Origin of the sequence: Marinobacter sp. EhC06, assembly GCF_001650915.1 — a bacterium.
Taxonomy (GTDB): domain Bacteria; phylum Pseudomonadota; class Gammaproteobacteria; order Pseudomonadales; family Oleiphilaceae; genus Marinobacter.
On record NZ_LXYO01000023.1, the window covers coordinates 603926 to 616724 of the forward strand.

At 57.6% G+C, this 12799-nt stretch carries 13 protein-coding genes; 8 read left to right on the forward strand and 5 right to left on the reverse strand.

Features of this window, described 5'->3' with window-relative positions:
- Positions 1 to 123: 123 nt before the first annotated feature.
- From A8B84_RS21335 to A8B84_RS12665, 3 genes are all read right to left on the reverse strand, one after another.
- On the reverse strand, positions 124 to 294 hold the full coding sequence (locus tag A8B84_RS21335) for a phage integrase N-terminal SAM-like domain-containing protein (protein WP_227512815.1): 171 nt from the start codon (positions 292 to 294) through the stop codon (positions 124 to 126).
- A gap of 213 nt (positions 295 to 507) precedes the next feature.
- Positions 508 to 762 (reverse strand): Txe/YoeB family addiction module toxin, encoded by a 255-nt coding sequence (locus A8B84_RS12660; protein WP_008938367.1) that lies wholly within the window; start codon positions 760 to 762, stop codon positions 508 to 510.
- Positions 759 to 1010 (reverse strand): type II toxin-antitoxin system Phd/YefM family antitoxin, encoded by a 252-nt coding sequence (locus A8B84_RS12665; RefSeq protein WP_064229512.1) that lies wholly within the window; start codon positions 1008 to 1010, stop codon positions 759 to 761. The genes A8B84_RS12660 and A8B84_RS12665 overlap by 4 nt, the downstream gene beginning before the upstream one ends.
- Positions 1011 to 1214: 204 nt before the next feature.
- Between A8B84_RS12665 and A8B84_RS12670 the strand changes: the two genes are divergently transcribed.
- Positions 1215 to 1457 carry a type II toxin-antitoxin system Phd/YefM family antitoxin gene (locus A8B84_RS12670; RefSeq protein ID WP_058092928.1) on the forward strand — a complete coding sequence of 81 codons (243 nt, stop codon included), beginning with the start codon at positions 1215 to 1217 and terminating at the stop codon, positions 1455 to 1457.
- On the forward strand, positions 1454 to 1717 hold the full coding sequence (locus tag A8B84_RS12675) for a Txe/YoeB family addiction module toxin (RefSeq protein ID WP_064229513.1): 264 nt from the start codon (positions 1454 to 1456) through the stop codon (positions 1715 to 1717). Before A8B84_RS12670 ends, A8B84_RS12675 begins: the two co-directional genes overlap by 4 nt.
- 204 nt (positions 1718 to 1921) lie before the next feature.
- Here the strand turns inward: A8B84_RS12675 and A8B84_RS12680 are convergent, their stop codons facing one another.
- Positions 1922 to 4024, reverse strand: coding sequence for a molybdopterin-dependent oxidoreductase (locus tag A8B84_RS12680; protein ID WP_064229514.1), 2103 nt, complete (start codon positions 4022 to 4024; stop codon positions 1922 to 1924).
- A 164-nt stretch (positions 4025 to 4188) separates the two neighbouring features.
- Here A8B84_RS12680 and A8B84_RS12685 point away from each other — a divergent pair, with 164 nt between their 5' ends.
- Entirely contained in the window at positions 4189 to 4962 is a 774-nt protein-coding gene (locus A8B84_RS12685) for a CLCA_X family protein (protein WP_064229515.1), read from the forward strand.
- A 6-nt stretch (positions 4963 to 4968) separates the two neighbouring features.
- Positions 4969 to 5430, forward strand: coding sequence for a methyltransferase family protein (locus tag A8B84_RS12690; RefSeq protein ID WP_064229516.1), 462 nt, complete (start codon positions 4969 to 4971; stop codon positions 5428 to 5430).
- Positions 5431 to 5476: 46 nt separating this feature from the next.
- On the opposite strand, the gene A8B84_RS12695 is transcribed toward A8B84_RS12690, so the two are convergent.
- The gene (locus A8B84_RS12695) at positions 5477 to 8062 is read right to left on the reverse strand and encodes an EAL domain-containing protein (protein WP_064230094.1); all 2586 of its coding nucleotides are present in this window, start codon (positions 8060 to 8062) and stop codon (positions 5477 to 5479) included.
- Positions 8063 to 8303: 241 nt separating this feature from the next.
- Between A8B84_RS12695 and A8B84_RS12700 the strand changes: the two genes are divergently transcribed.
- The 4 genes from A8B84_RS12700 (at position 8304) to betA (ending at position 12541) form a co-directional block, all read left to right on the forward strand.
- Positions 8304 to 8516 carry a hypothetical protein gene (locus A8B84_RS12700; RefSeq protein WP_064229517.1) on the forward strand — a complete coding sequence of 71 codons (213 nt, stop codon included), beginning with the start codon at positions 8304 to 8306 and terminating at the stop codon, positions 8514 to 8516.
- Between the two features lie 185 nt (positions 8517 to 8701).
- Positions 8702 to 9295 (forward strand): transcriptional regulator BetI, encoded by a 594-nt coding sequence (betI, locus tag A8B84_RS12705; RefSeq protein WP_064229518.1) that lies wholly within the window; start codon positions 8702 to 8704, stop codon positions 9293 to 9295.
- Positions 9296 to 9358: 63 nt separating this feature from the next.
- Positions 9359 to 10828, forward strand: coding sequence for a betaine-aldehyde dehydrogenase (gene betB / locus A8B84_RS12710; protein ID WP_064229519.1), 1470 nt, complete (start codon positions 9359 to 9361; stop codon positions 10826 to 10828).
- Positions 10829 to 10855: 27 nt separating this feature from the next.
- On the forward strand, positions 10856 to 12541 hold the full coding sequence (betA, locus tag A8B84_RS12715) for a choline dehydrogenase (protein ID WP_064229520.1): 1686 nt from the start codon (positions 10856 to 10858) through the stop codon (positions 12539 to 12541).
- Positions 12542 to 12799: the final 258 nt, after the last annotated feature.

The window sequence follows — 12799 nt, forward strand, 5'->3', positions numbered from 1 at the left end:
ACTGACCGGTAGCCGAGCGGACTGCGCACCCCTGCGAAACCTTGGCCGAGGACGTGGGTGTAAATCTGGGTGGTGCGCAGATCCACATGGCTGCAGCGGCATAACGATGTACAGCGAGCCAGGTCAGAAACTCATTGACCTCTCGGGGTCCATATCGCGAGGGTGCTTCATTTGCTGAAAACGAATGAAGTAACGGATCCAGTACCAGTAGGTTTTTTCGGTACGGATGCTGTAATGATTCACGCGAATAACCGCACGAACCTGGTCCCGTAAGCGAGGCTGTTTTCCTTTCATTCGTCCCGGCTCCCCGCCAATACTGTTTATTTGCACAGTGTTATTGGTGGCGTGGATTACAGACGTCAAATGATTACATGGAAAGGCAGTGTGTAGTGGGCTAACCTGTTGTTTTATAAATTTATCGGCACTGTGTTCTGTGATCCAGAAGCTGTAAAAACGAAGCGGTCAAATTTCTGCAATCATGAAGCGCTCTGTCTAATTGCTGTTAAATCAGTAGTGATACCGGAGCTGGGCGATAAGCAAAGCGTCATCCGTGACTTTGTAAACTATTCGGTGTTCTTCGTTGATCCGGCGGGACCAGTACCCGGCGAGGCTGTGTTTTAGGGGCTCTGGTTTGCCAACACCTTCGAACGGTTCTCGCTTGGTCTCTTTGATCAGCTTGTTGATTCGGTTAAGAATCTTTTTGTCGGTTTTCTGCCAGTACAGATAGTCTTCCCAGGCGTTCTCGGAGAAGATGAGTTTCATTCAAGAAGTTCCTTTTCTTGACCACCGTCTTGCTCCAGCTCGGCAACGGATTCCAGCAAACGCCGTGCGTTTTTTGGTGCGCGCAGAAGGTATGCAGTTTCTTGCAGCGCCTCGTAGTCCTCGAGGGAGATCATTACCACTGATTGCGACTTGCTCCGGGTGATGATCACAGGGGAATGGTCTTCACAGACCTGCTCCATCGTTTTTGCTAGATTGGTTCTAGCGGCTGTGTAGCTAATGGCATCCATAGGGTTGCTCCTGTACAGGATATTGATCATGATCAGGATACCGTACAGAAAAAGATTTAACAATCGGCTGCACAGCGACCGATTTTCCGCCGCTTCGCGGCTCCAAACCGGCGCGTGAGCCGGGCGTTATAGGTGACGTTCGTCTTGACGTACGTACCCAAAAGCGTACACTTGGTGAAAAGTTGAACACGAAAGAGGTGCGTCATGACCGGAATCACAGCAACTGAGGCGCGCAGCAACCTATATCGGTTGATCGACGAGACCGCCGAGTCCCACCAACCAATCGTCATCATGGGTAAGCGGAACAAAGCCGTCCTGGTTTCCGAGGAAGACTGGTCTGCAATTCAGGAAACACTTTACCTGCTCTCCGTACCGGGTATGCGGGAGTCTATTCGTGAGGGGATGGATACCCCCGTGGATGAATGCGATGAGGAGCTGGACTGGTGACATGGAAGTTGGTTTACACCAAGCAAGCCCAGAAAGATGCAAAGAAGTTGGCCTCCAGCGGCCTCAAACCAAAAGCCGAGGAACTATTAGCGCTGATAGCGGAAGATCCATACCGCAAGCCGCCTCCGTTTGAGAAGCTCATTGGTGATCTTGCGGGGGCCTATTCACGCCGCATCAATATTCAGCATCGTCTTGTCTACCAAGTGCTGGAGGAGGAGCAAGTGGTGAAAGTCCTCAGGCTCTGGAGCCACTACGAATAATGCATAACCAGCCGCTGTTGCCGAACAATTTTTCCACCGCTTCGCGGCTCCAAAATTGCCGCAAAGCTTCGCGTTAGCACTCAGAGAGGAAATGAATGTTTGTTGCCGTTTTGCCGACCAGTCTCCCGTAGTCCCAACCAGCACTGACTGACAACCTTCCCCTATTCAGCAAGAAGCGCAACCTTCTCCATGCCATATCTCACATCAGGCTGCGCGTACTGCTACCCTCGTACCATTAAACGCCGCATTCCCGGTCAGTGCGTCAATGCGCCCGGAATCAGTGACGTCGTTCATGCTCACGCCGGGTTGTCCCTCGGCGATCGACATGGCGGTGTCCGGCCGGTTGTGGCCCCAGCCCTGGGGCATGCTGATCACACCCTCGAACATATCGTCGTCGATTTCCACCGGCAGGTTGATGCTCCCGGAAGCCGAAGTAACCGTGGCCAGTTGTCCGTCTTCAAGCCCGATTTTGAGGGCATCTGAAGCGTTCATCTGTAACGTGCATGGGTTCTTGCCCTTGACCAGGCGGTGGGAATTCTGGGTCCAGGTGTTGTGGCTGCGAGGCAGGCGGCGGCTGATCAGCGTGAACGGATAGTCGCTGTTCTGATCTGCCTGCAACAGGCCCGAGGCATCCAGGCGTTTCAGATCCTTCAGGTATAGCTCGGGGGCAATGCGGATCTTGCCGTCCTCGGTCTGGATGCGCTGACCCAGGCAGGGCTGAAGTGGTCCCAGATCCACACCATGGGGGTTGGCTTTCAGGGTCTTCAGGCTCATGCCCTCTTTTCCGTAGGCGCCGTGTTTCAGGCCCAGATCCAGCATGGCCTCCGGCGTTACGCCATCGTCTTCCAGGCCCGTTAACTGCAGGGCCAGATCCCGTAGAATCTCCCAGTCGTGTTTCTGGTTCGGCGCTTTTTCGAACATCGGTTCCGAGAACTTGGCGGTATTGCGAACGGCGAAAGAGTTGAAGAAGACATCGAAGTGGGGCACTTCCAGCCCGGTCGTGGCCGGCAGGATGATATCGGCGTGACGGGTGGTTTCGTTCAGGTAGATATCCACCGACACCATGAAATCAAGGGCATCGAAGGCATCTTCCAATCGGGCTCCGCCGGGCGCCGAAAGCACCGGATTGCCGGCGATGGTGATCATCGCGCGGATCTGGCCCTCGCCCGGGGTCAGGATCTCATCGGCCAGGGTGGCCACGGGGAATTCGTTGTTGAAATAGGGCAGTTTTCGCACCCGGGACTCGTAACGGCCATAGGAACTCGGCTTGCCCTTTTTGTCTCTGACAAGATCAAAAGCCGGCTGGGGGAACATGGCGCCGCCGCGGCTATCAAAGTTGCCGGTGAGAATGTTCAGCATGTTGTTCAGCCACTGGCAGAGGCCGCCGAAGGACTGAGTCGAGGCGCCCATACGGCTGTAGCAAACGGCGCTTTTGGCCGCTGCCATCGCCCGTGCCAGCTCGCGGATGGCGTTAGCGCTCATACCGCAGGCGTCCGCCACGGTTTCCGGGGAATAGGGTTTGACGGCCTCGGCCAGTTGCTCCAGCCCGTCGATCCGGTCTTCCAGATGACCAAGGGTAACCAATTGTTCCTCAAACAGGGTGTGAACCATGGCCAGCATGAACAGGGCATCGGTTTCCGGGCGGATAAACAGGTGCTGGTCGGCCTTTCTCGCAGTCTCGGTGCGCCGTGGATCAACCACCACCACCTTGCCGCCCCGTTGCTGAATGGCCTTCAGGCGTTTGCCGACGCCGGGGGCGGTCATCAGGCTGCCGTTGGAAACAATCGGGTTGGCACCAATGATCAGCATGAAATCCGTATGGTCGATGTCCGGCACCGGAATCAGCATGCCGGCACCCAGCATGTAATTGGAGGCCACGTGATGTGGTAACTGGTCGGCTGAGGCGGAGCTGTAGCGGTTATTGGTGCACAGTGCCTTGAAGAACCGCGGCAGCATGATGGCGTTGCCGAAGTTATGGGCGTTTGGATTACCCAGATAAACCCCGACCGCATCCTGCCCGTGTTCCTGCTGGATGCCGCGAAACCGCGAGGCGATTTCCTCGAAGGCAGCTTCCCAGCTGATCTCCTGCCAGCCGTCCGCGGTGCGCTTCATGGGTGCTTTCAGGCGGTCCTTGTCATTGTAGAAATCCTGCAGTGCAACGGCTTTCGGGCAGATATGGCCGTGGCTGAACGGGTCGTTGTTGTCGCCCTTGATGGACAGGATCTCGCTACCCCGATGCTGGATTTCGAGGCCACACATGGCTTCACAGATGTTGCAGGTGCGGTAATGGGTCTGGGTGTCGGTCATGGCAAACACTCGGTCCGGATATTGTCGTTATTGGTTCTGGCAGTGTGGCACAAGCCGGCGGAAAATCAGACGGTCATAATTCACATAAAACCGGTCAATCCCGCCAAATGATGTTTCTGCCCGTGGCGGAAAGACAGCCCGGTTTTTCATCGTACAATAGCGCCATGACCAGATCCTTTTACCGCCGGGGCCCGGACCATCGTGCCGGTGCGCCGGTTACCTTTCTCGACGTCCGCCGTCGCTTCCAGTTCCGCTCCATCGAGATTGGCCGCTGGGTCACAGAGCCGGAGAAACAGCGCAGTGCGTCGCTGTTCTACGATGCTCTGTGCGACCTGATGACCATTCTTGGCGGCACCGAGTCGCTGGTTTCCCTGCGCGGCACCCTGGCTTTGCAGTACGGCATTGGCGGCCGACCCGGTGTATCGGCCCATTACACGCCGGCCACCCGCAGTTTCTCGCTGGCCAAGAACGCCGGCCCCGGCAGTATTGCCCATGAGTGGTTTCACGCTTTCGACCATTACATTGGTGAGAAGCTTTTCGGTGAAACCCAGAGAGGCCAGTTTGCTTCGAAACTCTGGCTTGGCCGCGACGACGCGATCAGGCATCCGTTGAACGATCGTCTGCAGGCCTGTTTCAAGGCGATTATCCTGGATGAAAAAGGCGCAGAGCCGAGCGAGCTGTTTCGATGCTCGGTGAAGGCCGACAAGGCGGCAGGCGTCCAGTATTTCAGCCTCCCCGAAGAGCTTTGCGCCCGCGCGTTTGAAGCGTTTGTGCAGGATGCAGACCTGAAGAATGCCTTCCTGGTGAGCGGAACCCGAGAAACGGAAGAGGCAAAACTGGGGCTCTATCCGGTTGGCGCGGAGCGGGAACGAGTCAACAGCGCATTCTACAGTTACTATACGGCCCTTGGCCGGGCACTCCGGCTGGCAGAGGAGTAATGGCTTGTGACAGCACTTGAGCTGAAAGTACCGCCGGTGGTTCTCGTCGCTTTTGTAGCGGTTGGGATGTGGGCTCTATCCCGGATTTCGCCAGACTTTTCGATCGCAATTCCAGCGGCAGGCTGGGTGGCGTCGGGCATTGCTCTGGTGGGTATGGCGATCGCGGTTCTTGGTGTATTGGCTTTCAGAACGGCGGGGACAACGGTAGACCCCAGGGTGCCGGATCAGTCCGAAAGTCTCGTGGTTTCTGGTATCTATCGATACAGCAGAAACCCCATGTATCTGGGGTTTCTGATGGTGCTGTGCGCCTGGGGGCTTTGGCTTGGCAACGTGCCGGCCCTGCTTTTCCTGCCGGCCTTTGTCCTCTACATGAACCGCTTCCAGATAGCACCTGAGGAGCGGTTCATGCGGGAAAAGTTCGGTGACGCCTTCACAAGGTACTGCACTGGCGTTCGCCGCTGGCTTTGAGAGGTATTGTCAGTGGTAGTGCGCTTGGCCTGCCGAGTTAAGGCGGTCATTCCAGGCTGGCAGCCTTTCTGTCAGTTTCCAGCCATGTCTTGAGGTCGTTCAGCGACTTAGGTCGGCAGACCCAATAGCCTTGAAGAAGGTCGGCCCCCATACTACCCAGCAGACTGGCCGCCTGCTCTGTTTCCACGCCTTCTGCCACCACCCGAAATCCCAGACCATGACCCATGCTGATGGCCGTCTCCACGATCATCCTGGCGCTTTCGCTGGTATGGATATCCTGCAGCAGGGCCCGGTCCAGTTTGATTTCGCTGGCCGGCAATTTCTTCAGGTAGGAGAGTGAGGAGTAGCCGGCGCCGAAGTCATCTATCGAAATTTTCAGACCAATCTGTGCCAGCGCTTCCAGGGCTTCGAGACCTTTATCCGGGTCGTCCATGGCTGCGGTTTCGGTGAGTTCCACGATGATCTGATCCGGATGCAGCTGGTATCGTTTCATCCGGGTTTCGAAAAGGCCTTTCAATTCCGTGGAAACCAGGTCCCGAGCGGAAACGTTCACCGATACTGTCAGTGCTGGATCGATGGTGTGCAGGCTTTTCAGGTCGTTCAGTGCCTGGTCGATAACCCAGCGGGTCAGGTGTTTGATCACGCCGGTTTTCTCGGCCAGCGGAATGAACTCTGCGGGGGGGACCCATCCTCGCTCCGGATGGTGCCATCGAATCAGGGCTTCCACTCCCTCTACCCGGCCTGTGGTCAGACTGACTTTTGGCTGATAGTGCAATTCCGGCTGATTCAGGTGCAGGGCTTCACGAAGATCAGCCATCAGCGTAAGCCGGCTTTCGTTGTAGATGTCGTTCCGGCGGGAATAAAAGCCGCTCTCGTAAGGGCCATGGGGTGCCATTTCCATGCCCACGTGGGCATTTCGGATCAGCAGGGCCGCTTTTTTGCCATGCTCTGGGTAGCTCGCGACGCCGAAACGAGGGCCGGGTTCGATGGCCAGGTGGTCGATCAGGACCGGTTCCGCCAGTCGTTTGAGGGCATTATCCAGAACCTGGAAGTTATCCCCGGTCTTGCTGACGTCTACCAGTACCCCGAAGCTGTCCCCGGACAGTTGATATACCCGTTCTTCGCGCCCGTAGGCATCCGCAGTCGCGTGAACCATGGGCAGTCTCTGAGCCAGTTCGGTCATTTGCTGGGCCATACGTTTCAGCAAGCGCTCACTTCGTTCAAGCCCCAGCGTGCGGTTGATCTCCTTGAGTCGTGTTACCCGGGCCACGCCGACCATATAGCGTCCGTTCGGGTCCTGTTTCAGTTGTTCGTCCACCATCCACTCGAACCGGTTGCGATTGGGAAGACCGGTGACCGGGTCGTGGGTCAGCGCTTCATTCAGTTTGTTCTGGGCCTCGTTACGGGCGTTTTGTTGCTCGAGAATGTCCGCCTGGGCCTGAATTTTCTGCTCCCGCTCCCGATACAGGCGGTCTGCAAGGGCGAGCGTGAGAATGAAAGCCTCCAGTCCGGAGCCAATCTGCATGGCGTATTCGGTAAAGAAGTTCTCCGGCAGCAGACCGAGCGCCCGGCCTGCCGTTGCCGATACCCCCACCGTAAGCGGTGTCCAGGCGATGGTGAAAAATACCCCGGCGCGAACACCGGCAGCCCAGGCAACCGGGCCTGCCACCAGGAGCAGCGAAAAGAATCCGAATGCGGAGATTGCCGCCACCCGGATGCCGGTGTCGTAGCTCAAGAACGGAGCGCTCAGGAAATACAGGATTTCGAATGCCAGCATGGCCTGCAGGGCGCGGTAGAGCCGCGGACTGTGTGAGCGAACCTTCAGGAACTCCATGCAGAACAGAATGGAAAACATCGCCAGAAAGGGAATCGTGAGCATCAGCACATGGGCATGCAGGAACGGCGACCCCGGGTAGACATGTTGAAGCGTATAGCCCCGAACTGTGGCGAAGAACAGGAAATACCCGAATATGGCCAGGGCGTAGTAGAGGTACAGCTTCTCGCGCAGGGTCAGGAAAACGGCCAGGTTGATCAGGATGATGACCGCCAGGCTGCCGTAGTAGAAGAAGTGCAGTTTCTGCTCGTTGGCGGCGGCCTCGTAAAAATCATTCTGGTGCCATATCCGCAACGGCACCACCATCGTGCCCTGGGTGGCGACCCGAATATAGAGTGTCTTCAGGGCGTCCGGGGCCAACTGGAATCGGAACAGCATATTGGGATGATCCACATCTCTCGGGTAGAACGGCCGGGTATCCCCGGTGCGGAATTCGCGAAGCAGGGTGACTCCAGAGAGCTCGTGGAACACCACGTCATCGAGCTGGGAGTAGGCCAGCTCGGCGATCAGCAGCTGGTCATGGTCAGTCTGGTTTCGCACCTGAACGCGCAACCAGTAGGCGGAGTCGGTGATTCCGAAGGTGGCCTTGCCGGACGGTCTGGCTTGCCAGGCGGATGGGGGAAGGGCGCGAACATCGGCCAGTGTTGCGTCGGCACCGGTGTCTTCCCAGTACTGGAAATGGCTTTCAATTGGTGCGTCAGAGGCGAGTGTAATCGGGCCGGCATCCGCGTGGACAAACTGGAACACGCACGAGACCAGGATCAGAACAAGGATACGCAGAGCATTGCTGAGGATCACCAACAGAAGACCCCGTTGTATGGCCAGTAGGCCTTTCTTTTTATCGTATAGTTCAGCTTAACAATCTTTCTGCTTCTGAAAAGCCGACAACCGATAATTAATGTAGCGAAATGTCTCATATTTCGATTTTCCCGATTTTGAGCTCCAGCTCTCTGGCGCCTCCCTCAGCCTGTAAGCGCCTGTCTGGATGGCGGCACATCTGCTACGTTGAAAGGATAAATCCTTTCCCACGGAGGCCTTTATGTTTGTCGCTGAAAAAACAACCGGGCACCTGATTGAGGTACTGGACACCCAGGCATTGTTTGATCCCCATATCGAGCAAGTGCGCGGCAGCCTCCATTATGGGGAGGAGGCGCAGGATCCTGAATATTATGCAAAGTCCGAACTGGCTTTTCCCTCCGGCGAAGCGCTTCCCGTGTGCTGGACAGATCCCGACTACCGCCGCCATAGCTGATCCTTCCTGTAGCCACCTCAGGGCCATACCAGCGTGGCTCTGAGGTTGTCCGTTTTTTAAACCGGTTTGAATTCTTCATCTGGCTTCTGTAAGCTTTTTATTAATTGAACGTTCAATTAATAAAAAGCAGGGCTGATTCGCGCTGCTTTTCAACCCTGGAATCAAGACGAGTAACCGAAGCCGCCATGCCGATTGTTGGAGTAAAAGACACACGCAAACAGCAGTTGATTGAAGCCACCATGGCGTCCATCGCCGAGCTGGGCATGCAGAACACCACCATTGTCAGCATCAGCAAACGGGCGGGCATGTCCTCCGGGATTATCAGCCATTACTTCGGTGGCAAACAGGGTCTGATTGAAGCGGCCCTGCGGTATCTGCTGGATCAACTGGGCAAGGAACTGCGGGAGCGCATGGCGAGGACCGACCGCTCCCCGGAGCAGCGGTTGAATTGCATCATCGAATCGAATTTTTCCGAGTTCCAGCGCTCGGCGCTGGCGGCCAAGACCTGGCTGAGCTTCTGGGCCCGGTCGATGCATGAGCCGGGGCTAAAGCGGCTGCAGCAGATCAATAACGCCCGGCTGTACAGCAACCTGCGCTATTCCTTTGCGCAGGTGCTCGAACCCGGCGCAGCGACCGAGGCGGCTCGCCAAACCGCGGCAATGATTGACGGTTTCTGGCTGCGCAGTGCTCTGAGCCTGGACCCGGTAGAAAGTTTTGAGGCCGGCGAGCGGCTCTGCAAGAAATTTGTCCACGAGACACTGGCCCAGGCAACCGCCTGAGCCGAGATTGATTCGAACGGCCCACAAGGCCTGAAGACACCGAACCGAGGTTAATTACCGACTATGTCTGCATCTCTTCCTGTTGTTCAGAATTTCGTCCATGGCCGTTTCCTGGCCAACAGCACCGGCGAAACCTTCCCTGTGGTGAATCCGGCCACCGGTCAGGTTATCTACGAAGTGGAAGTGGCGGATGAATCCGTGCAGCAGGCCGCCATTGAAAGTGCCCGGGCAGGCTTTGCCGAATGGTCCGCGATGACTGCCATTGAGCGCAGCCGCATTCTGCTGCGGGCGGTTGCACTGTTGAGAGAGCGCAATGATGAGCTGGCCGCCGCAGAAGTGCGGGATACCGGCAAGCCCTGGCAGGAAGCGGAAGCCGTGGATGTGGTAACGGGTGCAGATGCGATCGAGTTCTTTGGTGGTCTGGCCCCGTCCATTGAAGGCAACCAGCAGGACCTGGGTGGTGATTTTTACTACACCCGCCGTGAGCCCCTGGGCATCTGCGCCGGTATTGGCGCCTGGAACTACCCGATCCAGATCGCCTGCTGGAAATCCGCGCCGGCCCTGGCCTGCGGCAACGCCATGATCTTCAAACCCTCCGAGGAAACCCCCATGGGTGCGGTGAAGCTGGCGGAAATCTTTACCGAAGCGGGCGTACCGGCGGGCGTGTTCAACGTGGTGCAGGGCGCCGCCGAAGTGGGCCAGTGGCTGACCCATCATCCCGAGATTGCCAAGGTATCTTTCACTGGCGAAGTTGCCACCGGCAAGAAGGTGATGGCAGCGGCATCCTCCACCCTGAAGGACGTCACCATGGAGCTGGGCGGGAAGTCACCGCTGATCATCTTTGACGATGCGGATCTCGAGAACGCCATCTCCGCCGCCATGGTGGGCAACTTTTACACTCAGGGCGAGATCTGCACCAACGGCACCCGGGTGTTTGTTCACGAAGACTTGTACCCGCGCTTTATGGAACGCCTGCTGGAGCGTACCCGCAAGAACATCAAACCCGGCGACCCGATGGACCCGAACACCAACTACGGTGCCCTGATTTCCAAAAAGCATCAGGATCTCGTGCTCGATTACATCGCCAAAGGCCTGTCTGAAGGCGCCACCCTCAGTCACGGCGGTCGCGCGTTCGAGCCTGAAGACTCCAAAGGCGGCTTTTTTGTGGAGCCGACCATCTTCACCGACTGCACCGATGATATGACCATTGTGAAAGAAGAGATCTTCGGGCCGGTGATGTCGGTGCTGACCTTCTCCGACGAGGACGAGGTGATTGCCCGGGCCAACAACACCGACACCGGGCTGGCGGCCGGGGTGTTCACCAACGATATCCGTCGGGCGCACCGGGTGATTCACCAGATCCAGGCTGGTATCTGCTGGATCAACAGCTACGGTGCTTCCCCGGCGGAAATGCCGGTGGGCGGCTACAAACTCTCCGGCATCGGCCGGGAAAACGGGCGCGAGACCATCGCTCACTACACCCAGATCAAGTCTGTCTACATCGGTATGCAGGATCTGGACGCCCCGTTTTAATCCCGCAAGCCACAGAGGAGAACGCGTATGACAGAAAATCGATACGACTACATCATTGTGGGTGCGGGTTCCGCCGGTTGCGTGCTGGCCAACCGCCTGACCGAGGACGCGCGCCACCGGGTGCTGCTGCTGGAAACCGGCGGCAGCGACAAGAGCATCTTCATCCAGATGCCCACCGCCCTGTCCATTCCCATGAACACCAAGAAATACGCCTGGCAGTTCGAGACCGAGCCGGAGCCGTATCTGGACAACCGCCGCATGCACTGTCCCCGGGGCAAGGTTCTGGGCGGTTCTTCCTCCATCAATGGGATGGTGTATGTCCGTGGCCACGCCCGGGATTTCGACGAATGGGATTCCGAGGGCGCCACCGGCTGGCATTACCGGAATGTCCTGCCTTATTTCAAAAAGGCCGAAACCTGGGCCTTTGGCGCCGACGATTACCGGGGGGATAAAGGCCCGCTCGGCGTGAATAACGGCAACAACATGCAGAATCCGCTCTACAAGGCCTTTATCAGGGCGGGTTCCGATGCCGGTTATCTTGAAACCGACGATTACAACGGTACCCAGCAGGAAGGCTTCGGCGCCATGCACATGACCGTAAAGAACGGTCGTCGCTGGTCCACCGCCAACGCCTATCTGCGCCCGGCCATGGAGCGGGATAACCTGACCGTGGTCACCCATGCCCTGGTGCACAAGGTGTTGCTCGATGGCAAAACCGCCACCGGTGTCCGTTACGAGCAGGGCGGCAAGGTGCACGAGGCGAAAGCCGCCGAGGAAGTCATCCTGTCAGCGGGCTCTATCGGTTCACCCCACCTGCTTCAGCTGTCCGGAATTGGCAAGCGTGAGTTACTGGAAAAGGCTGGTATCGAGGTAAAGCACGAGCTACCCGGCGTGGGGGAAAACCTGCAGGACCACCTGGAGTTTTACTTCCAGTACCGCTGCAAGCAGCCGGTTTCGCTCAACGGCAAGCTGGACTGGTGGAACAAGCTGAAGATCGGTGTTCGCTGGATTCTCCGCAAGGACGGTCTGGGCGCCACCAATCACTTCGAGTCCTGTGGCTTTATCCGGTCCAAGGCCGGCGTCGAGTGGCCCGACCTGCAATATCACTTTTTGCCGGCAGCCATGCGCTACGACGGTAAAGAAGCCTTCAACGGAGACGGATTCCAGCTGCACATTGGTCACAACAAGCCGAAAAGTCGGGGCTTTGTGCATGTGCAATCGGCCGACCCGAAACAGGCGCCGACTATCCGCTTCAACTACCTGCAGCATGAGGCAGATCGGGAAGGCTTCCGGGACTGTGTGCGTCTGACACGGGAAATCATCAGTCAGCCGGCCATGGACGAGTACCGCGGAGCGGAAATCCAGCCCGGGGCCGAGGTCCAGACCGACGAGGAAATTGATGCGTTTGTCCGCCAGGCGGTGGAGAGCGCCTACCACCCGTCCTGCTCCTGCAAGATGGGCACCGACGAGTTGGCCGTGGTGGACCCGGACACAAGGGTCCGCGGCATCCGAAATCTCAGGGTGGTGGACTCGTCCATCTTCCCGACCATACCCAACGGCAACCTGAATTCGCCCACCATCATGGTGGCCGAGCGGGCAGCCGACCTGATTCGGGGCAGGGAGCCCCTGCAACCCTCTGATGCGCCTGTGGTGATGGACGACCAGTGGCAGGCTCGTCAGCGACCGGGACAGGCAAAGCGCGCGCTCGCATAGCGCGTCGTCATCCCACCCGGGCGTGCAATGCGCCCGGGGTTTTGCAAGCCCTCAGGATTTCCCTATCAGCGCGACGGTGTTCTGCCGTTTTCGGGCGCCCGATAGGCAAGTCCTGGGTTTGTGTCCGATTCGAAAGAAACAGTGCATAAGGAGCCTCTGATTAACTCCGAGTCACCTCTGGCCTTCAGAGCGTTTTACAATCAAGGCGCGACTTTGCAGTAAGGCTGGCTGCCTTTCAAAAAGTCGCAACGCGGAGTG